Raw genomic sequence first — 19597 nt, forward strand, 5'->3', positions numbered from 1 at the left:
GGATCAGTCCTTGATCTCGCAGATGACCGCGCCGGAGGAGACCGAGGCGCCGACCTCGGCCTTGAGGCCGGAGACGGTGCCGGAGCGGTGCGCGTTGATGGGCTGCTCCATCTTCATCGCCTCCAGGACGATGACCAGGTCCCCCTCCTCGACCTGCTGGCCGTCCTCCACGGCGACCTTGACGATGGTGCCCTGCATCGGGGAGGCCAGCGAGTCGCCGGTCGCCGCCGCGCCCGCGCGCTTGGCCGGCTTGCGGCGGGCGGGACGCGCCCCGCCCGCGACGGCCGCCCGCGCCAGCGGCATCGCCAGCGTGGCGGGCAGCGAGACCTCCAGGCGCTTGCCACCGACCTCGACGACGACCGTCTCGCGGACGTCGCCCTCTTCGGCTTCGCCACCCGCGCTGGGGTCGAACGGCGGGATGTCGGCGGCGAACTCCGTCTCGATCCACCGGGTGTGGACGCTGAACGGCTCGCCCTCCCGGCCGTTGACCTCGGGCGCGAACGCCGGGTCCTTGACGACCACGCGGTGGAACGTCAGCGCCGTCGCCATGCCCTCGACGCGGAACTCGGCCAGCGCCCGCGCCGCCCGCTCCAGCGCCTGCTTGCGCGTGGCGCCGGTGACGATCAGCTTGGCCAGCAGCGAGTCCCAGGCCGGGCCGATGACCGAGCCGGACTCCACGCCCGCGTCCAGCCGCACGCCGGGGCCGCTGGGCGGGGCGAAGAGGCTCACGGTGCCGGGAGCGGGCAGGAAGTTCCGCCCGGGGTCCTCGCCGTTGATGCGGAACTCGAAGGAGTGGCCGCGCAGCGGCGGGTCGTCGTACCCCAGCTCCTCGCCCTCGGCGATGCGGAGCTGCTCGCGCACCAGGTCGATGCCCGAGATCTCCTCGGTGACCGGGTGCTCGACCTGGAGACGGGTGTTGACCTCCAGGAAGGAGATCGTGCCGTCCTGCCCGACGAGGAACTCGCAGGTGCCGGCGCCGACATAGCCGGCTTCCTTCAGGATGGCCTTGGAGGCCGAGTAGAGCTGCGCGTTCTGCTCCGGGGTGAGGTAGGGCGCCGGGGCCTCCTCGACGAGCTTCTGGTGGCGGCGCTGGAGCGAGCAGTCGCGGGTGGAGACGACGACCACGTTCCCGTGCTGGTCGGCCAGGCACTGGGTCTCCACGTGCCGCGGGCGGTCGAGGTACCGCTCGACGAAGCACTCGCCGCGGCCGAAGGCGACCGTGGCCTCGCGGACGGCCGACTCGTAGAGCTCCGGCACCTCTTCGAGGGTGCGCGCGACCTTCAGGCCGCGACCGCCGCCGCCGAAGGCGGCCTTGATGGCGATGGGCAGCCCGTGCTGCTCGGCGAAGGCCACCACCTCGTCGGCACCGGAGACGGGGTCCGGGGTGCCGGCGACCAGCGGCGCGCCGGCGCGCTGCGCGATGTGCCGCGCGGCGACCTTGTCGCCCAGTGAGCGGATCGCGTGGGGCGGCGGACCGATCCAGGTCAGGCCCGCGTCGATGACGGCCTGCGCGAACTCCGCGTTCTCGGAGAGGAATCCATACCCTGGGTGAATGGCGTCGGCCCCCGCGTCGGCGGCGGCCTTCAGGACTTTCTCGATGTCGAGATAGCTCGCGGCGGGGGTGTCACCGCCCAGCGCGAACGCCTCGTCCGTCGCCCGGACGTGCACGGCGTCCCGGTCCGGCTCGGCGTAGACGGCCACACTGGCGATGCCTGCGTCCCGGCAAGCCCTGGCGACCCTTACGGCGATTTCGCCGCGGTTGGCGATGAGCACCTTGCGCACGATGACTCCTTCCTTGGAACAAGGCGAGTTTAGGTACTGGCGACACCTCGCAACGAGTCGCCCACAGGGGTGACCTTGCCCACACGGACCGTGAGAGGGATCGCCTCGGTCGGCTGACTTGCCTTGCTGTCCCAAGGTACGCGCCCCGTTGTCGTTTACTTTAGGCAGTCCGACGGGGTCCGGGTCTCCGGCGGCCTGGCACAGGGTGGCTCGACGAGCCTTGTAGGAAAGCGACAACGGCCCAGTATTCACCTGGGGCGCGGGACCCACCCCGACGTGGGGGTTGTGAGGAGACTTACTCGGCAGTAGCGTGCGTGACGTGAACCGGGGCAGACGAAGTGTGGCCGCGGTGGCGGCAGTGCTGGTGTGGGGGACGGCGGTGGCCCTGGGGCTGCTGAACCTGATCCTCGGAATCGCCGCCGACAGGCAGGACATGTCGGTCGGTGGCGTCTCGGCCGAGACCATCAGTATGTCCTCGTGGGGGGTGGGCGGGCTTCAGCCCGCCTTCCTGCTGGTCTGCGGGGCGCTCCGGGCGCGGATGGCGGCGCGCGCCCGCCCGCCGCGCCCGCTGGGCCGCGTCGCGCTCGTCGCCGCGGCGGTCCTGCACGCCGTGCTGGCGGCCCTCGCCGTGGGGCTGGCGGGCTGGCCGGCGTTCGCCGGGCTGATGACGGTGTTCGTCATGGTGATGCTGGCCCTCAGCCTCTACCCGCCGTACCCCGGGCCCGGGTTCCGCTCAGACCCACAGGTCGGTGATGGCGACCCCGACGGCGCCCAGCAGCTCCCGCAGGAGCGGCAGGGACAGACCGATGACGTTGCCGGCGTTCCCGTCGATGCCTTCGACGAACGGCGCGGAGCGCCCGTCCAGGGTGAACGCCCCCGCGACGTGGAGGGGTTCGCCGGAGGCCACGTAGGCGGCGATCTCCTCGTCGGTGGGGTGGCCGAACCTGACCGTCGTTGACGCCGTGGCCGAGGCCCGCCCCCCGGCGCCCGCCGCGGACGCCCCGGTGTCGATGACGCAGTGACCGGTGTGCAGGACGCCGGACCGCCCGCGCATGGCCTTCCAGCGGACGACGGCCTCCCCGGCGTCGGCCGGCTTGCCGTGCGCCCGCCCGTCCAGCTCCAGCACCGAGTCGCAGCCCACGCCCAGCGCCCCGGCCGCCTCCGGCCGCGCCGCGACGGCCTCCGCCTTGGCCTCGGCCAGCACCCGCGCGAGGTCGGCCGGGGTCGGGGCGCTCACCGCGTCCTCGTCCACCCCGCTGACGATGACCTCGGGCCCGAGCCCGGCCTGCCGCAACAGCCCCAGTCGCGCGGGGGACCGCGAGGCGAGGACCAGCCTCCGGGCGGGCGGGCGGACGGGACCGGGGGAAGTCGGCTCAGCGCTCATGCGCGCCAGCGTAACGGCCCCCGCCACGGCCCGGTCGGGGCCGGTGGCGGGGGCGTCACGGCGGCAGAACAGGAGGGGTCAGTCGGCCGCCGCCGCGCGGTCGGTGACCGTGATCCTGCCGCGAGCGATGCGCGCCACCCGGTCCGCCCGGGCGGCCACAGCGCTGTCGTGGGTGACCATGACGAACGTCAGGCCCAGCTCCTTCCACTGGGCCTCCAGCAGCCCGATCACCTCGTCCCGGGTCGACTCGTCGAGGTTTCCCGTGGGTTCGTCGGCCAGCAGCACCTGGGGCCGCTTGGCCAGGGCGCGGGCGATCGCGACGCGCTGCTGCTGACCGCCGGACAGCTCGCTCGGCAGATGCCCGGCCCGTTCGGCCAGCGCCACCGATTCGAGGGCCTCGGCGGCCCGCCGGCGGCGTTCCGCGGTCCTCAGGCCGAGCGGGACGAGGGCGGTCTCCACGTTCTCCTGGGCGGTGAGCGTCGGGATGAGGTGGAAGCCCTGGAAGACGAAGCCGATCCGTTCCGCGCGCAGCCGGGTCAGCTTGGCCTCGGAGAGCCGGGAGAGGTCGGTGCCGTCGAGCAGGACGCTGCCCGACGTGGCCCGGTCCAGGCCGCCGAGGAGCTGGAGCAGCGTGGACTTGCCGCCGCCCGTCGGGCCCTGGATGACGAGCCTGCCGCCGGTGGGCACGGACAGCGCTATGTCGTCGAGGGCGGTGACGGTGGCCTTGCCGCGCCGGTAGGTCTTGGTGACGCCGGTGAGTTCGTACATCGATGGGCTCCGGGAGGTCAGGCCACGCGGCGCAGCGCGTCGGCGGGACGGAGGCGGGCGGCGCGCCAGGCGGCGAACGCCCCGGCGATCAGGCCGCCCAGGACGGCCAGGACGACGGCGAGGGTCAGCACGCTCAGGCTGACCGGGGCGGTGAGACCGACGTCGAGGGTCTCGGCCGCCGTCTCGGCCGTGTCACGGACGAGCCCGCCGCCACCGCCGCCGCCCCGGCCGCCGCCGGCGGTCTCGGGACCGGCCGTCGCCGCGCCCAGCTCGGCGGTCAGCCCGGGGCGGATCGCGGTGATCGTCCAGGCGGCCAGCAGCCCGGCGCCGAGGCCCAGGGCGCCGCCGATCAGGCCGGTGGCCAGGGACTCGCTCATCACCTGCCCGGTGATCCGGCCCCGGGTCCAGCCCAGCGCCTTCAGCGTGCCGAACTCCCGCACGCGGCGGCTGACCGCCGAGGAGGCCATCAGGCCGGCGACGAGGAACGAGACGGCCAGCACCAGGTAGGACAGCCACCTGCCGACACCGTCGGCCAGGTCGGCGGCGGTCGACAGCGAGCCGGACACCTGGTCGGCCAGGTCGTCGGCGGTGGTGACGTCCACGTCGTCCACGACGTCGGTGATGGCGGCCTCGACGGCGTCCAGCCGCTGGCTGTCGGTGGCCTGGACGTAGATCTCGGTGAGCTTGTCCTCGTTCCCGGACAGCTCCTGCGCCGGGCCCAGCGGGATGTAGACGTCGGCGGTGGCGTCGCCGGTGGTGGCGGCGGCCAGGCCGACGATCTCGAAGTCGGTGCCCTTCAGGGTGACGGTGTCGCCGACGGCGAGTTCCTCGCTCGCCGCCCAGTCGGCGTCCAGGACGGCCACGGCGGCGTCCGCGTCGCCGGACGCGAGGGCGCGCCCGTCGGTGATCTCCGTGCCGCTGAGCGGGCCGATGCCGGTCCTGGTGACGTCGGCGCCGAAGACGGCGAACTCGTCCACGCCGAAGTCGGCCCCGCCGCCCCTGATCTCGGCGCGGCCGGGGGCGCCGCCCTCCTCGCCGGGCTCCACCTCCCGGATCTCGCCCGGGTCGAACGAGCCGGAGACGGTGACGTCGCGCAGCTTGAGCCCGCCGGCGGCGTCGGCCACGCCGTCGAGGGCGGCCACCTCCGCCACCTCGGACGCGTCCAGCGTCTGGAAGCCGTCCAGGACGAGCTGGTCGGCGCCCTGCTCCTCGCCGTCCTCGGCGTCGAAGCGGAACCGCGGCGCCTCCGTCACCACGCCGTCCTCCACCTCCTCGGGCGAGGGCGCCGCCTTGCTGACGGTCATGTCGGTGCCGAGCCCGTAGAGCGATTCGAGGACCTCGTCCTGCGCCCGCTGCATGCCGGAGGAGACCGCGTTGACGACAACGACGAGCGCGATGCCGAGCGCGAGCCCGGCCGCGATCACGAACTGTGCCTTGCGGCGGCGGCGCAGCTCCCGTCGCAGGTAGGTGAAAATCATGCGGCGGACGCTAAGGACGCGCGGTGAGGGCCCGGTGAGGGATCCATGAGAGCGGGATGAGAAAACGGCGCGCGGGCGCCGGACGCGCGCGGGCCCCCCGCGCACCGCCGGAAGCGGCGGACGCGGGGGGCCCGCGGGGTACCGGGACGGCCCGGCGCGCCGGGTGTCAGCTCGGCCAGTAGCTGGTGGCCCAGGAGCGCGGCCCGGGGGCCGGCGCGGCGCGCGGCACGACGCGCACCGGGTCGGACCACTGGGAGACGGGCCCGGTCCCGGGCGCCGTCCCCGCCGACGCCGCGGCGGCGCGCGCCTGCATGACCGCGATGGCCGCGGCCAGCTCCTCCGGGGTGGGGTTGCCCCGGACGACCTTGAAAATCATCGGCTTCTCCTTCGGCCGGGCCTGACGGCCGGGTCTCGTCTCCTCCGGTTACAGCGGGATGTTGCCGTGCTTCTTCGGCGGGAGCTGCTCCCGCTTGGCCCGCAGCGCCCGCAGGCCCCGCACCACGAAACGGCGGGTCTGCGCGGGCGTGATGACCGCGTCCACGTAACCGCGGTCGGCGGCGGCGTAGGGGTTGAGCAGCGTGTCCTCGTACTCCTGGGTCAGGCGCGCCCGCTCCGCCTCGCGCTCCTCGTCGGACGCCAGGCCCGCCAGGGTCCGCCGGTGAAGGATGTTGACCGCGCCCTGGGCGCCCATGACGGCGATCTGGGCGGTGGGCCAGGCGAAGTTGAGGTCGGCGCCCAGGTGCTTGGAGCCCATCACGTCGTAGGCGCCGCCGAACGCCTTCCTGGTGATCACCGTGATCAGCGGCACCGTCGCCTCCGCGTACGCGTAGATGAGCTTGGCCCCCCGCCGGATGATGCCGTTGTACTCCTGATCGGTACCCGGCAGGAAGCCCGGCACGTCCACGAATGTCAGCACGGGGATGTTGAACGCGTCGCAGGTCCGCACGAAGCGGGCCGCCTTCTCCGAGGCGTTGATGTCCAGACAGCCGGCGAACTGCATCGGCTGGTTGGCCACCACACCCACCGGGTAGCCCTCGACGCGCCCGAAGCCGGTGATGATGTTCGGCGCGAACAGCGCCTGGGTCTCCAGGAACTCCCGGTCGTCCAGGACGTGTTCGATGGCCTCGTGCATGTCGTACGGCTGGTTGGCCGAGTCGGGGACCAGGACGTCCAGCTCCGCGTCCTCCGGCGAGACCTCCAGGTCCGACTCCTGCGGGAAGGCGGGCGGCTCGGAGAGGTTGTTCGACGGCAGGTAGGACAGCAGCGCCTTCACGTACTCGAAGGCGTCCTTCTCGTCGCCCGCCATGTGGTGGGCGACACCGGAGAGCGTGTTGTGGGTGCGCGCGCCGCCGAGCTCCTCGAAGCCGACGTCCTCGCCCGTGACCGTCTTGATGACGTCGGGACCGGTGATGAACATGTGCGAGGTCTGGTCGACCATCACGGTGAAGTCCGTGATCGCCGGGGAGTAGACCGCGCCGCCCGCGCAGGGACCGACGATGACCGAGATCTGCGGCACCACGCCGGAGGCGTGCACGTTCCGCCGGAAGATCTCCGCGAAGAGCCCGAGCGCCGTCACACCCTCCTGGATGCGGGCGCCGCCGCCGTCGTTGATGCCGATGACCGGACAGCCGGTCTTCAGCGCGAAGTCCATCACCTTCACGATCTTCTCGCCGTACACCTCGCCCAGCGAGCCGCCGAAGACGGTGAAGTCCTGCGAGTACACCGCCACGGGCCGGCCGTCCACCGTGCCGTAGCCGGTGACGACGCCGTCGCCGTACGGCCGGTTCTTGTCGATGCCGAAGGCGGTCGCGCGGTGCCGGGCGAACTCGTCCAGCTCGGTGAACGAGCCCTCGTCCAGCAGCAGATCGATCCGCTCCCGGGCCGTCAGCTTGCCCTTCGCGTGCTGCTTCTCGACGGCCCGCGCGGAGCCCGCGTGGGTGGCCTCCTCCATCCGGCGCTTCAGATCGGCGATTTTGCCCGCGGTGGTGTGGATATCTTCGGCCACGTCTGCGGCTCCTACTCATCCTCGGGTGGCTACCGATCCGTAGGTTAACGGCGTTCGACGTCAACGGGGGTGCGGCGTTGGCCACACCCGTAGGCTGACGCCATGACCACTTCGCGCAGCCGCTGGTCCGATCTCGACCGTCCGCCGCTCGACGCGCGGGCGCTGCGAGGGGCTCTCGTCCGGCCGGACGGCCTGTGGACGTCGCTGCGCGTCGTCGAGGTGACCGGGTCCACCAACGCCGATCTCGCCGAGGCGGCCCGCGCCGGGCGGGCGGCCGAGGGCGCGGTGCTGATCGCCGAGGAGCAGACCAGCGGGCGCGGTCGGCTCGGCCGTACCTGGAGCGCGCCCGCCCGGTCGGGGCTGTTCTTCTCGGTGCTGCTGCGGCCCGAGCCGGCGGTGCCCGCCGCGCGGCTGACCTGGCTGCCGCTGCTGGCCGGCGTCGCCACCGCCACGGCCCTGACCCGCGCGGCCGGTGTGGACGCGGTGCTGAAGTGGCCCAACGACCTGCTGGTCCGGGTCGGCGGCGAGGAACGGAAGGCCGGCGGCATCCTGGCCGAGCGCGTCGAGGACGCCGACGGCGGCGCGATCGTCCTGGGCGTCGGCCTGAACGTGTCGCTGCGCGCCGACGAGCTGCCCGTGCCGCAGGCCGGGTCGCTGCTGCTGGCCGACGCCGTCTCCACGGACCGCGACCCGCTGCTGCGGGCGGTGCTGCGGGCGCTGGCCGAGTGGTACGCGCGCTGGACGGCGGCGGGCGGCGACGCGGAGGCGGCCGGATTGCGCGCGGCGTACGCGGACGTCTCGGCCACCCTCGGCCGCCGCGTGCGCGCCGAGCTGCCCGGCGGAGGGGAGACCCGGGGCGAGGCGGTGGCCGTCGACGGTGAGGGACGCCTGGTCATCGCGGGGGCGGACGGGACGCGGCAGCCGATGGCAGCGGCTGACATCATCCACCTCCGGGCGGCGTGACTCACGGCACACTGCCGTAGGGTGGGGCGTTGAAGCGCGCGGATGGCGCGGCGGAGCGGAAACGGTAGGGCAGTGCGCAGCGAAGGGATCCCACCCCTGAAGGCGGGCGATGACCGTGGCCGGGGCTGAGCCGGAGGACGGGGGCGCCCGGGGCGGTGACACCCCCGGGGACGCCACCGAGAGTGCCGAGAACGCCGGGGACGCCGAGGACGCCGAGGACGCCGAGAACATCGCCCTGCGCATGGAGCGCCTGATTCTCGGCGCCGACCGGCAGTACACCCCGTTCCAGGCGGCCCGCGCCGCCGGGGTCCCGATGGAGCTGGCCTCCCGCTTCTGGCGGGCCATGGGCTTTCCCGACATCGGCCAGGCGCGGGTGCTGACCGAGGCGGACGTGCTGGCGCTGCGGCGGCTGGCCGGCCTGGTCGAGGCCGGGCTGCTCAGCGAGTCGATGGCCATCCAGGTGGCCCGCTCGACCGGGCAGACGACGGCGCGGCTGGCGGACTGGCAGATCGACTCCTTCCTGGAGGGCCTGACCGAGCCGCCCGAGCCGGGCATGACGCGGACCGAGGTCGCCTATCCGCTGGTCGAGCTGCTGCTGCCGGAGCTGGAGGAGTTCCTCATCTACGTGTGGCGGCGCCAGTTGGCGGCGGCCACCGGCCGGGTGGTGCAGGCGCAGGACGACGCCGAGATGGTGGACCGGCGGCTGGCCGTCGGCTTCGCGGACCTCGTGGGGTTCACGCGGCTCACCAGGCGCCTGGAGGAGGAGCAGCTCGGCGAGCTGGTGGAGGCGTTCGAGACGACGGCGGCCGATCTGGTCGCCGCGCGGGGCGGGCGGCTGATCAAGACGCTGGGCGACGAGGTGCTGTTCGCCGCGGACGACGCGGGGACGGCCGCCGACATCGGGCTGCGGCTGGTGGAGACGCTGGGCGACGACCCGATGATGCCGGAGCTGCGGGTCGGGATCGCCTTCGGCACGGTGACGACGCGGATGGGCGACGTCTTCGGCAACACGGTGAACCTGGCCAGCCGGCTGACGTCGATAGCGCCGAAGGACATGGTGCTGGTGGACGGCGCGATGCGCGAGGAGCTGACCTCGGCCGGGCTCGCCCCGCAGTCCGAGAAGGCCGCCGACACGGGCGGGCCCCGCGCCGCGGCGTATCGTTTCGCGCTCCAGCCGCTGTACCAGCGGCCGGTCCGCGGCCTCGGCATCATCGAGCCCTGGCTCCTGACCCGCCGCGGCTGAGGTCCGGCCGGGCCCGGTCCCGCTGCCCGGGGGAGTAGTCGAACGACCCATCGCGGGCGGAACGCTCCTAGCCTGGTCGTCATGGGTGACGAGAGCCGGCTGCGGGCCGTGGTCGGGCTGGCGCAGGCGCTGGCCGCCGCGCAGGGGCTGCCCGGGCTCGCGCGGGCCGCCGCCGAGGGCGCCATGGCCGCGCTGGGCGGGACGTCCGCCACCCTGGCCTTCCGGGAGAGCGGGCACGACGGCCCCCGGCTGCTCGCCACCGCGGGGGAGCCCGCCGCGCGCGGGCCCGCGGGGTTCCCCGGGCACGGCGGCGGCCGCCGCCTGGTCGCGCCCGTGGCGCTGGAGGACCGGATCTGGGGCGAGCTGTCCGTGCGCCGGGGTCCGGGCGACCCGCTCTTCGGACCGGGGGACCGGGAGTTCGCCGAGGTGCTGGCCGATGTGATCGCCACGGGCGTCACCCAGTACGAGCGGCTCGCGGAGGCGAGGAGGCTGGCGTTCACCGACCCGCTGACCGGGCTCGCCAACCGCCGCGCGGTGGACATACGCCTGGACGAGGCCCTGGCCGAGCACCGGGCCACCGGCGCCGTGGTCAGTCTCGTCGTCTGCGACGTCAACGGCCTGAAGAAGGTCAACGACACCTACGGCCACGCCACCGGCGACCGGCTGCTGGCGCGGTTCGGCACGGTGCTGTCGCTGTGCGGGGCGGCCGTGCCGGGGGCGCTGGCGGCCCGGCTGGGCGGCGACGAGTTCTGTCTGGTGGCGGTGGGCGCGGGGGCCGCGGAGGTGGAGCGGGTCGCGGAGGAGGTCTGCCGCCGCGCGGGGGAGCTGGACCGGGGGCGGGGGGGCTCCCCCGGCCCCGGGGGGGGGGGGGGGGGGGGGGGGGCGGGGGGGGGGGCGGCCCGGGCGGGCGGGGCGCCGAGCGCCGCCGGTTCCGCGGCGGGCGGCCCGGGACGTAGGGACGCGCGGCGGGCTCCTGGTCCTGCTCGCCCCGGGCCCCCTGCTGCTCGCCGGGGATGCCCCCGCCGCTGCCGGTGCCGTGGTCGGTCTCGCCGTAGGCGGAGGGCAGCAGCCAGACGGCGCAGAGCGCGCCGGTCGCCACGAGCAGGCTGATCAGCGTGCGGCGATTGGCCGTGCGGGGATGACCGTCCACGTGAGCGCTCCGTGTGTGCTGCGTATCGGCGGCGTGAGATGCGATGTTACGGGCCGGTGCGGGTCGCGGGGAAGGGGCGGCGCCCGGGCGCTCTACTCTCCCGGTCATGACTGATGAACTCAGCGGCGAGGTCCGGCACGTTCGCGTCCGCGTCGAGATGGTGCTGGAAGTGGCGGAGCCCGACGAGCTGATCCGGGCGGCCTGGGCCCGTATCGAGGGCGACGAGCTGATGCCGCCGGAGGAGCGCGACCAGGCGGCGCAGGCCGTCTCCCGGGACGAGGCGGAGGCTGTGGCGTATCTCATCGACCCGATCGACCTGGTCAGCGAGGTGCCGGGAGTTGTGCTCGCGCAGGCTTCGTGGAGCAGCGAGGTGGCCGACTACGATCCGGAGGAGGGGTGGGACGACGAGGACGACGACGTGGTTGGCTGAACCCCATATTCGAACGTGTGAGCTATCGCACGGATTATCCTAAAGTGGAACCGGCTGCCGCCGAATTCGCGTTCTCTTCCACGTGTTTCCACGGGGGGAAGCGGCAGCGGGGACGGAGTTTTCTATCTGATGAGGGACGGCATGCGGCGCAAGGGCCTGAGTGCGGCGGCGGCGCTGCTCTGCGGAGTGCTGACACTGTCGGCCTGCAGCGGCGGCGGGGACGACTCTTCCGACAACAACGGCGGCGGGGGTGACGGCGGCAGCGGGCAGACGGACGCCGACCGCGCCGCGGAGGACGCCGACACGTCGACCGCGGTGATATCCATCACCCCGGACAACGCGGCCGACAACGTCGGCATAAACGACGACGTCGAGGTCACCGTCGAGGACGGCACCCTCGACGAGGTGACCATGACGGCCGTCGAGAGCGGCACCGAGATCACCGGCGCGATGTCCGAGGACGCGACGAGCTGGAAGCCCGACGTCCAGCTCGAACGCGCCACCCAGTACGAGGTGACGGTCCAGGCCAGCGACAGCGAGGGCCGGGAGGCGCACGAGAGCGCCACGTTCACGACCGTCTCGCCGGAGAACAGCTTCATCGGGTACTTCACGCCCGACGAGGGCGTGACCGTCGGCGTCGGCATGCCGGTCTCCCTGAACTTCGACAAGCCGATCACCAACCGCGCCGAGGTCGAGGCGGCCGTGGAGATCAACTCCACCAGCGGCCAGGAGGTCGTGGGCCACTGGTTCAGCGACACGCGCCTGGACTTCCGCCCGCAGGAGTTCTGGGAGGCCGGTTCCGAGGTCTCCGTCGAGCTGAACTTCGACGGCATCGAGGGCGCCCCCGGCGTCACCGGCGTGCAGGACCGCGACTTCAGCTTCGAGATCGGCCGCAGCCAGATCAGCACGGTCGACGTGGAGACCCACCAGATGGAGGTCGTCCGCGACGGCGAGACCCTGCGCACCGTCCCGATCTCGGCGGGCAGCGAGGAGACCCCCACCTACAACGGGATGATGGTCATCTCCGAGAAGCTGGAGGAGACCCGGATGAACGGCGCCACCGTCGGCTTCACGGACGACGACGGCGAGGGCGAGTACGACATCCCGGACGTGCCGCACGCGATGCGGCTGTCCACCTCCGGCACGTTCGTCCACGGCAACTACTGGGCGTCCCGGAGCATCTTCGGCAGCAGCAACACCAGCCACGGATGCATCGGCCTCGCCGACGTCCAGGGCGCGGGCGACCCCGAGCAGGACGCCGCCTGGTTCTTCGACGAGTCGCTGATCGGCGACGTGATCATCGTGGAGAACTCCCCGGACCGCGAGATCCAGCCCGACAACGGCCTCAACGGCTGGAACATGAGCTGGGCCGACTGGCAGGCCGGCAGCGCGCTCTGACCGGTCCGCCGGAACCACGCGAAGCGCCACCGCACCCTCCGCGCGGTGGCGCTTCGCCGTTCCCGGCGGTCTACGGGCCGCCCGCGACCCCCGCCTCGGCCGGCACCGGGGACTCCGCGTCCCGGCCGGCGAGCCGCCGCAGCGCCCGGGCCGACGGCGACCCCGGCTCGGCGTGGAACGTCACCAGCCGCTGGCCCGCGTCGTCGGGCAGCGCCAGCGACTCGAAGTACAGCGTCAGCTCCCCGGCGACCGGATGCCGCAGCCGCTTGCGCCCGTGGCGCACGTCCCGCACGTCGTGCCGCTCCCACATCACGGCGAAGTCCGCGCTGCCCTCCTTCAGGTCGTGCAGCAGCAGGCACAGCTCCACGTCGTCCGGCCGCGCCCCGGCGTCCATGCGGAGGGCGGAGACGACGTCCGACGCCTTGCTCTCCCAGTCCACGAACAGCCCCCTGGCCGCCGGGTCGAGGAAGACCAGGCGCGCCATGTTCCGTTCGGCCGGCGTCAGCCGGGGGAAGTCGGCCAGCAGCAGACAGGCCAGCCGGTTCCACGCCAGCACGTCCATCCGGAAGCCCACGACACACGCCGCGACCGAGTCGAGCTGGTCGATGAGCCGCTGGACCGACGGCCGCACGGCCGGCCGCGCCCCGGACGGCACCTCGCGCGGCGCCGCCCGGCGGGCCGCGCGCGCCGGACGGACCAGGTGCGCCAGGTGCTCGCGCTCGGCGCCGGTCAGCCGCAGCGCCGACGCGACCGCGTCCAGGACGCCGGTGGAGACGTTGCCCCCGTGCCCCTGCTCCAGCCGCGTGTAGTACGCCACGCTGACGCCCGCCAGCCGGGCCAGCTCCTCCCGCCGCAGCCCCGGGACCCGCCGCCGGCCGCCGTAGTCGTCCAGCCCGACGTCCTCCGGGCGCAGGCGCGCCCGCCGGGTGCGGAGGAACTCGCTCAACTCCGTGCGCGGATCGATGCCCATGCGACAAGTATGCGAAGGGCGGCCCGGAACCTGACACCACCAGTGGTACGCACGCCGTTCGTAGGCGGCACAGGGCCCTGGGCAACCCCCGCCCGGCCGCCCAGCATGGCGGTATGACCGCACACGAACTCACCGCAGTCCCCGCCTACGCCGCCCCCGCCGCCAAGGCGCCCCTGGAACGCACCACGATCCCGCGCCGGGCGGTGGGCGAGCACGACGTGCTCATCGAGATCAGGTACGCCGGTATCTGTCACAGCGACATCCACCAGGCGCGCGACGAGTGGGGCGGCGCCCTGTTCCCGATGGTCCCCGGCCACGAGATCGCCGGCGTCGTCACCCGGACCGGCTCCGCCGTCACCCGGCACGCCGTGGGCGACCGGGTGGGCGTCGGCTGCCTCGTCGACTCCTGCCGCACCTGCGCCCAGTGCCGGGCGGGCCAGGAGCAGTACTGCCTCAACGGCGCGACGCTCACGTACAACGGCCTCGACAAGGCCGGCGAGCGCACCTACGGCGGCTACAGCACCCACATCGTCGTCGACGAGAACTTCGTGGTGGGCATCCCCGACGGCCTGGCGCTGGACGTCGCCGCGCCGCTGCTGTGCGCCGGGATCACGCTCTACTCGCCGCTCGCGCACTGGCAGGCCGGGCCCGGCAAGAAGGTCGCCGTCGTCGGCCTGGGCGGCCTCGGCCACATGGGCGTGAAGATCGCCCACGCCATGGGCGCCGAGGTCACCGTGCTCAGCCAGTCGCGGCGCAAGGAGGCCGACGGACGCCGGCTCGGCGCCGACCACTTCCACGCCACCGGCGACCCGGCGACGTTCGAGAAGCTGAGCGGCACGTTCGACCTGATCGTCAACACGGTCTCCGCCAACCTCGACATGGACGCCTACCTCGGCCTGCTCGGGGTGGGCGGCACCCTGATCAACGTCGGCGCCCCGGAGAACCCCGTGCCGGTCGGCATGTTCTCGCTGATCGGCGGACGCAAGTCGCTGGCCGGGTCGATGATCGGCGGCATCGCCGAGACGCGGGAGATGCTCGACTTCTGCGCCGCGCACGGCATCGGGGCCGAGATCGAGGTGATACCCGCCGAGCGGGTCAACGAGGCGTACGAGCGGGTGCTCGCCGGCGACGTGCGCTACCGCTTCGTCATCGACGCCGCCACCATCGCGGCGGCGTGACACGCGTCCCCCGGCGCCGCTCCGCCCACCGCGCCGCCGTACTGTCACCCCTGTGACGACGACCCTCATCCCCTTCGACGGCCACCACCCCGAGCTGGCCGACAGCGCCTGGGTGGCGCCGACCGCGACCGTCATCGGAGCCGTACGCCTCGCCGGGGAGGCGTCGCTCTGGTACGGAGCGGTGGCGCGCGCCGAGTTCGAGCCCATCGCGATCGGCCCCGGGAGCAACGTGCAGGACGGCTGCGTCCTGCACACCGACCCCGGGTACCCCGTGTCCATCGGCGCGGGCGTGTCCGTCGGTCACCGGGCCGTCGTGCACGGCTGCGCGATCGAGGACGACGTGCTGGTCGGCATGGGCGCGGTGATCCTCAACGGCGCCCGCGTCGGCCGGGGTTCGCTGATCGCCGCGGGCGCCGTCGTGCTGGGCGGGACGGAGGTCCCGCCCGGCTCGCTGGTCGCCGGGGTCCCCGGCAAGGTCAGGCGCGGGCTGAACGACGAGGAGGTGGACCTGATCCGCCTCAACGCCGAGCACTACCGGGAACTGGCCCGGCGCCACGCGGGACTTCAGCCGCCCAGGTAGAAGCGGACCGAGGTGCCCCCCGGCCCGGTGTGGATCCTGACCAGGTCGGCGACGCAGTGCACCAGCAGCAGGCCCCGGCCGCCGATCTGGTCGCGGGCGGGCGGGCGGCGCCCGGCGAGCGGGTCCTTGATCTCGCCCCGGTCGCTGACCTCGCACACCACCTGGGGGCCCTCGGCCCAGATCCGCAGAGTGCCCGCGCCGCCGCCGTGCACCACGCTGTTGGTGGTCAGCTCGGCGACCGCCAGGGCCAGATCGTCCAGCCGGTCCCCCGCCAGCCCGTGCCCGGCGGCCCGGTCGGTCGCGAAGTGCCGCGCGTCGGGCAGCAGGTCGGCGTCGAAGGGGAACGCGGCGGCCCGGTCCGGGGGCGTCAGCGGCTCGTTGTAGGCGGCGACGATCCGGTCGGGCGCGTACGCGTCGCTCGGGCCGGTGATCCCGCCCTCGATGACGACGGGGTGGGTGGCCCGCGCGTCGGCGACGACCAGCGGGTCGAGCGCGGCCACGTCGTACGGACACAGGATCGTGACGGGCCTGCCGGTGAACGCGTGGTTGATCAGCGCCTCGTGCTGGGCGCACGCCGGGTACTCCGTCCCGGTGCGGCCCGCCCAGATCGGCTCCCCGATGATCCGGACGCGCCCGTCGCCGGGGTGCGCGTCGGCGAAGGCCCGCAGCACGCGCGGGATGATGCGCCCCGGGTTCCGCCCGGCCTCGGTCATGTCGAACAGCTTCACCCGGCGGGCGTCGTCGCCCAGCTCGGCGCGGAGCAGCGACAGGTTCCCGCCCGGCACGGCGACGGCCACGGGCTCCCCCGAGGCCAGGCCCTCCAGGACGAAGGGGACCGTACCCGCCAGGTACTCCCGCTCGTCGCCGTAGAACAACGCCGGATGGACGAACGGCTCGGCAGCGGCCGGCATGGTCATCACCCCCTCACCTCGATCGCCGTCAGGTCGGGCCAGAAGATCCGCAGCGCCCGCCGCAGCGACGACGGCGGCCGGTCCACGACGATACGCCGCCCGGCGCCGAGCCGCCCCGCGGCGGCGGCCAGCTCCGAGGCCGCGGCCACATCGGTGAACGTGACCGCGGACAACTCCAGGTACACATCGTCGTCCTGGCCGGTCAGGCGCTCCAGCGCGTCCCGCCACTCCGCCCGCGCCCACAGGCCGATCTCTCCGGCCGCCCGGGCCCCGACACGGTCGGCCAGCGGCACGATCGCGAGCGCTCCCGGCATCCGGCCACCACCTTCCGTCCCCACCTTTTCATACCCCCGGAAGCCACTTTCAGCGCCCCGGTTCCCATCCGGCCACGGCCGTCACGCCTTCGTTTGGGCGGGCGGCACGCGGTCATACGACCCGAGAGCCCACTTCGGGACGGCAGAGGAGCAAAGGCCATATGAACTGCACGAGATGCGGGGCTACGGTCATCCAGGGCCCCAGCGGTGACTGGAGTTGCAACAACTGCGGACACTCCGGGTGAGACCGCCTTCGCGAGATCGCCTCGAAATTCACAGCATGCATTCCGGATAAGGGGGCAGAAGCGGGTCTAGCGAAGTCAGCGGCACAGTGGAGGGAGAGGGCCCGTGAACAGCACGACCGTGACGGTCTCGGCCAAGCCCGGTAACCGGAGCACCACCGAGGGGCCCCTGCCCCACGTCCCGGACACGGGCAAGATCGCGCCCCGGGACGCCAGGGAGCTGACCAAGCTGTTCCTGAGCCGCCTGGCGGTCCTGGAGGAGGGCACCCGCGAGTACCAGTACGCGCGGAACACCCTGATCGAGATCAACCTGTCGCTGGTGAACTTCGTCGCGGGCCGCTTCCGGAACCGCGCCGAGCAGATGGAGGACATCCTCCAGGTCGGCACCATCGGCCTGATCAAGGCGATCGACCGGTTCGACCTGTCGCGCGAGGTGGAGTTCACCAGCTTCGCCGTGCCGTACATCAGCGGCGAGATCAAGCGCTTCTTCCGGGACACGAGCTGGGCCGTGCACGTGCCCCGGCGGCTCCAGGAGCTGCGCGTCGACATGGCCAAGGCCACCGACGAGCTGTCCAGCCGCCTCGGCAGGCTGCCCACGACGAAGGAGCTGGCCGACCTCCTCGACCTGAGCCAGGAGGAGATCGTCGAGGCGCAGATGGCGTGCAACGGCTACACCGCCAGCTCCCTCGACGCGCCCGGCGGCGACGACAACGGCGCCTCCGACACGGCCCGGCCGTGGGCGGAGCGGCTCGGCAGCGTGGACGCCGATCTGGAGAAGATCGAGAACCTGCACGCCCTCAAGCCGTTCCTGAGCAAGCTCGGCGAGCGCGACCGGCGGATCCTGCGGATGCGGTTCGGCGAGGAGCTGACGCAGGCCCAGATCGCCGCGGAGCTGGGCATCTCCCAGATGCACGTCTCGCGCCTGCTCAGCCGCGTCCTGACCCGGATGCGGGAGCACCTGCTGGCCCAGCAGTAGACCCACCGGCCCCCGCCGGTGGGCCGTCCCGCGCTTCCCGGGGCCGCGTCGTCCGCACGACGCGGCCCCGTCGCGTGCGCCGACGGCCCCCGCGCGCCGCCCGTCCGGTGTTCCCCGGAACGTGGGAGAGCGGCAGGGAGAGTTCCACCCCGGCGTCACCGCCGCCCGCGAGCGTGGCAGCCCGTCACGTACCACAGCACGACGGGCAGGTGCACGATGGAACTCACCAGACGCCGTCTCCTCGGCGGCACGGGAGCCGGAGCCGCGGCGCTCGGGCTGCACGCCGCCGGACTCACCGCGGGACCGGCCTGGGCCGATCCCCGCTTCCCCGAGGACCCCTTCCGCCTCGGCGTCGCCTCCGGCGACCCGCGCCCCGACGGCGTCGTCCTGTGGACGCGCCTGGCGCCCGACCCGCTCGCCCCGGACGGGCGCGGCGGCATGCCGGAGCGGCGGGTCACCGTCGAGTGGCAGATCGCCCGCGACGACCGCTTCCGCCGCGTCGAGCGGCAGGGCACCGCGTACGCCGTGCCCGAACTGGCCCACTCCGTCCACGTCGAGCCGACCGGCCTGGAGCCGGGCCGCGACTGGTTCTACCGCTTCCGGGCCGGCGGCGTCCTCAGCCCGGTCGGCCGCACCCGCACCGCCCCGCACGGGCGGACCCGGTCGGACCTGTCGTTCGCGTTCGCGTCCTGCCAGTGCTGGTACGAGGGCTTCTACACCGCGTACCGCCACATGGCGGAGGAGGACCTCGACTTCGTGGTCCACCTCGGCGACTACCTGTACGAGTACGGCGTCGGCCCCACCGCCGGGGTGCGGGGGATGACCCTGGACGCCTCGTTCCAGCGCGAGACGCTCACCCTCCCCGAGTACCGCAACCGGCACGCCCTGACCCGCCTCGACACCGACCTCCAGGCCGTCCACCAGGCGTTCCCCTGGGTGCTGACCTGGGACGACCACGAGGTGGAGAACAATCGGGCGGGCGACGTCGCCCAGATCGACGGCGACGGCTTCCCCGACGGCGACGCGGCGGCCTTCCGGGCGCGGAAGGCGGCGGCGTTCCAGGCGTACTACGAGCACCTGCCGCTGCGGCTGCCGCAGAAGCCCGACGGCGCGGACGTCCGGATGTACCGGCGGCTGCCGTTCGGGCGGACCCTGGACCTGCACGTGCTGGACACCCGCTCGTACCGCGACGACCAGGTCTGCGGCGACGGCACCAAGCCGGGCTGCGACACCGAACGCTCCGACCCCGCGCGCACGATGCTCGGCGCCGCGCAGGAACGGTGGCTGCTCGACGGCGCCGCCCGGTCCGGCGCGACGTGGAACGTGCTGGCCAACCAGACCCTGATCGCCCAGGTCGACCAGAACCCCGACCCGGCCGTCGTCTCCTCCGGTCTCGACATGTGGGACGGCTACACCGCCGCCCGCGACCGGCTGCTGACCGGCCTGTACGAGCGGGGGGCGAGCAACCCCGTCGTGCTGACCGGCGACATCCACCGCAGCGTCGTCGCCGACCTCAAGCTGGACTTCGCCGACGCCTCCTCGCCGGTCGTCGCCACCGAGTTCGCCGGAACGTCCATCAGCTCCGGCCGGGACGGCGCGGCGATGGACCAGGTCGGCCGCGACTGGCTGGCCCCCGGGGTCAATCCGCACCTGAAGTGGCACAACGCGCAGCGCGGCTACACCGTCCTGCGCCTGACCGCCGGTGAGTTGCGCGCGGACTACCGGGTCGTGCCCTACGTCACCAGGCCCGGCGCGCCCGTCACGACGGCGGCCCGTTTCGTCGTGGAACGGGACCGGCCGGGGGCCCAGCCCGCCTGATCCGCCC

At 73.5% G+C, this 19597-nt stretch carries 18 protein-coding genes; 9 read left to right on the forward strand and 9 right to left on the reverse strand.

Translation table 11 applies throughout. From position 1 onward, the window contains the following. Positions 1 to 3: 3 nt before the first annotated feature. The 6 genes from BN2279_RS23840 to BN2279_RS23870 form a co-directional block, all read right to left on the reverse strand. A complete protein-coding gene (locus BN2279_RS23840) occupies positions 4 to 1782 on the reverse strand; it encodes an acetyl/propionyl/methylcrotonyl-CoA carboxylase subunit alpha (protein ID WP_059013105.1) in 1779 nt (592 codons plus the stop codon). 733 nt (positions 1783 to 2515) lie between these two features. Then, a complete protein-coding gene (locus BN2279_RS23850) occupies positions 2516 to 3166 on the reverse strand; it encodes a nucleoside triphosphate pyrophosphatase (RefSeq protein WP_059013109.1) in 651 nt (216 codons plus the stop codon). A 78-nt stretch (positions 3167 to 3244) separates the two neighbouring features. After that, complete coding sequence (locus BN2279_RS23855; protein WP_059013111.1) at positions 3245 to 3934, reverse strand: ABC transporter ATP-binding protein; 690 nt, start codon at positions 3932 to 3934, stop codon at positions 3245 to 3247. Between the two features lie 17 nt (positions 3935 to 3951). After that, positions 3952 to 5412 (reverse strand): ABC transporter permease, encoded by a 1461-nt coding sequence (locus BN2279_RS23860; protein WP_059013112.1) that lies wholly within the window; start codon positions 5410 to 5412, stop codon positions 3952 to 3954. A 166-nt stretch (positions 5413 to 5578) separates the two neighbouring features. Further along, positions 5579 to 5785, reverse strand: a complete 207-nt coding sequence (locus BN2279_RS23865; RefSeq protein ID WP_059013628.1) for an acyl-CoA carboxylase subunit epsilon — start codon at positions 5783 to 5785, stop codon at positions 5579 to 5581. A gap of 51 nt (positions 5786 to 5836) precedes the next feature. Further along, positions 5837 to 7363, reverse strand: coding sequence for an acyl-CoA carboxylase subunit beta (locus BN2279_RS23870; protein WP_079032540.1), 1527 nt, complete (start codon positions 7361 to 7363; stop codon positions 5837 to 5839). A gap of 156 nt (positions 7364 to 7519) precedes the next feature. Here BN2279_RS23870 and BN2279_RS23875 point away from each other — a divergent pair, with 156 nt between their 5' ends. From BN2279_RS23875 to BN2279_RS23895, 5 genes are all read left to right on the forward strand, one after another. Next, on the forward strand, positions 7520 to 8380 hold the full coding sequence (locus BN2279_RS23875) for a biotin--[acetyl-CoA-carboxylase] ligase (RefSeq protein ID WP_059013116.1): 861 nt from the start codon (positions 7520 to 7522) through the stop codon (positions 8378 to 8380). 109 nt (positions 8381 to 8489) lie between these two features. After that, positions 8490 to 9623, forward strand: coding sequence for an adenylate/guanylate cyclase domain-containing protein (locus tag BN2279_RS23880; RefSeq protein ID WP_059013118.1), 1134 nt, complete (start codon positions 8490 to 8492; stop codon positions 9621 to 9623). Positions 9624 to 9704: 81 nt separating this feature from the next. Continuing rightward, positions 9705 to 10733, forward strand: coding sequence for a GGDEF domain-containing protein (locus tag BN2279_RS23885; RefSeq protein ID WP_059013120.1), 1029 nt, complete (start codon positions 9705 to 9707; stop codon positions 10731 to 10733). Between the two features lie 146 nt (positions 10734 to 10879). Beyond that, complete coding sequence (locus BN2279_RS23890) at positions 10880 to 11203, forward strand: hypothetical protein (RefSeq protein WP_059013121.1); 324 nt, start codon at positions 10880 to 10882, stop codon at positions 11201 to 11203. A 129-nt stretch (positions 11204 to 11332) separates the two neighbouring features. After that, positions 11333 to 12601, forward strand: coding sequence for a L,D-transpeptidase (locus tag BN2279_RS23895; protein ID WP_059013122.1), 1269 nt, complete (start codon positions 11333 to 11335; stop codon positions 12599 to 12601). A gap of 70 nt (positions 12602 to 12671) precedes the next feature. Here BN2279_RS23895 and BN2279_RS23900 read toward each other — a convergent pair whose 3' ends face one another. After that, positions 12672 to 13571: a helix-turn-helix transcriptional regulator gene (locus BN2279_RS23900; RefSeq protein WP_059013123.1), complete on the reverse strand. Its 900-nt coding sequence runs from the start codon at positions 13569 to 13571 to the stop codon at positions 12672 to 12674. 113 nt (positions 13572 to 13684) lie between these two features. Between BN2279_RS23900 and BN2279_RS23905 the strand changes: the two genes are divergently transcribed. Both BN2279_RS23905 and BN2279_RS23910 read left to right on the forward strand, forming a co-directional pair. Beyond that, entirely contained in the window at positions 13685 to 14749 is a 1065-nt protein-coding gene (locus tag BN2279_RS23905; protein ID WP_059013124.1) for an NAD(P)-dependent alcohol dehydrogenase, read from the forward strand. Between the two features lie 52 nt (positions 14750 to 14801). After that, positions 14802 to 15329, forward strand: a complete 528-nt coding sequence (locus BN2279_RS23910; RefSeq protein WP_059013125.1) for a gamma carbonic anhydrase family protein — start codon at positions 14802 to 14804, stop codon at positions 15327 to 15329. Here the strand turns inward: BN2279_RS23910 and BN2279_RS23915 are convergent. Beyond that, positions 15314 to 16246, reverse strand: coding sequence for a sensor histidine kinase (locus tag BN2279_RS23915; RefSeq protein WP_079032454.1), 933 nt, complete (start codon positions 16244 to 16246; stop codon positions 15314 to 15316). The two genes, BN2279_RS23910 and BN2279_RS23915, sit on opposite strands and share 16 nt — an antisense overlap. Then, on the reverse strand, positions 16246 to 16554 hold the full coding sequence (locus BN2279_RS23920) for an STAS domain-containing protein (protein WP_059013126.1): 309 nt from the start codon (positions 16552 to 16554) through the stop codon (positions 16246 to 16248). The genes BN2279_RS23915 and BN2279_RS23920 overlap by 1 nt, the downstream gene beginning before the upstream one ends. A 348-nt stretch (positions 16555 to 16902) precedes the next feature. On the opposite strand from BN2279_RS23920, the gene BN2279_RS23925 reads away from it, so the two are divergent. Together BN2279_RS23925 and BN2279_RS23930 are read left to right on the forward strand one after the other, a co-directional pair. Beyond that, positions 16903 to 17772 (forward strand): RNA polymerase sigma factor SigF, encoded by an 870-nt coding sequence (locus BN2279_RS23925; protein WP_059013127.1) that lies wholly within the window; start codon positions 16903 to 16905, stop codon positions 17770 to 17772. 216 nt (positions 17773 to 17988) lie between these two features. Further along, a complete protein-coding gene (locus tag BN2279_RS23930; protein WP_059013128.1) occupies positions 17989 to 19590 on the forward strand; it encodes an alkaline phosphatase D family protein in 1602 nt (533 codons plus the stop codon). The last annotated feature ends 7 nt before the right edge of the window (positions 19591 to 19597 follow it).

The sequence above is a fragment of the Streptomyces specialis genome (assembly GCF_001493375.1).
Taxonomy (GTDB): domain Bacteria; phylum Actinomycetota; class Actinomycetes; order Streptomycetales; family Streptomycetaceae; genus Streptomyces; species Streptomyces specialis.

Excerpts from the sequence above, each read along its gene's own strand:
- BN2279_RS23850 (WP_059013109.1), bottom strand. The coding sequence starts at position 3,166 with ATGAGCGCTGAGCCGACTTCCCCCGGTCCCGTCCGCCCGCCCGCCCGG.
- BN2279_RS23855 (WP_059013111.1), bottom strand. The coding sequence starts at position 3,934 with ATGTACGAACTCACCGGCGTCACCAAGACCTACCGGCGCGGCAAGGCC.
- BN2279_RS23860 (WP_059013112.1), bottom strand. The coding sequence starts at position 5,412 with ATGATTTTCACCTACCTGCGACGGGAGCTGCGCCGCCGCCGCAAGGCA.
- BN2279_RS23870 (WP_079032540.1), bottom strand. The coding sequence starts at position 7,363 with ATGGAGGAGGCCACCCACGCGGGCTCCGCGCGGGCCGTCGAGAAGCAG.
- BN2279_RS23875 (WP_059013116.1), top strand. The coding sequence starts at position 7,520 with ATGACCACTTCGCGCAGCCGCTGGTCCGATCTCGACCGTCCGCCGCTC.
- BN2279_RS23880 (WP_059013118.1), top strand. The coding sequence starts at position 8,490 with ATGACCGTGGCCGGGGCTGAGCCGGAGGACGGGGGCGCCCGGGGCGGT.
- BN2279_RS23885 (WP_059013120.1), top strand. The coding sequence starts at position 9,705 with ATGGGTGACGAGAGCCGGCTGCGGGCCGTGGTCGGGCTGGCGCAGGCG.
- BN2279_RS23890 (WP_059013121.1), top strand. The coding sequence starts at position 10,880 with ATGACTGATGAACTCAGCGGCGAGGTCCGGCACGTTCGCGTCCGCGTC.
- BN2279_RS23895 (WP_059013122.1), top strand. The coding sequence starts at position 11,333 with ATGAGGGACGGCATGCGGCGCAAGGGCCTGAGTGCGGCGGCGGCGCTG.
- BN2279_RS23900 (WP_059013123.1), bottom strand. The coding sequence starts at position 13,571 with ATGGGCATCGATCCGCGCACGGAGTTGAGCGAGTTCCTCCGCACCCGG.
- BN2279_RS23905 (WP_059013124.1), top strand. The coding sequence starts at position 13,685 with ATGACCGCACACGAACTCACCGCAGTCCCCGCCTACGCCGCCCCCGCC.
- BN2279_RS23915 (WP_079032454.1), bottom strand. The coding sequence starts at position 16,246 with ATGACCATGCCGGCCGCTGCCGAGCCGTTCGTCCATCCGGCGTTGTTC.
- BN2279_RS23920 (WP_059013126.1), bottom strand. The coding sequence starts at position 16,554 with ATGCCGGGAGCGCTCGCGATCGTGCCGCTGGCCGACCGTGTCGGGGCC.
- BN2279_RS23930 (WP_059013128.1), top strand. The coding sequence starts at position 17,989 with ATGGAACTCACCAGACGCCGTCTCCTCGGCGGCACGGGAGCCGGAGCC.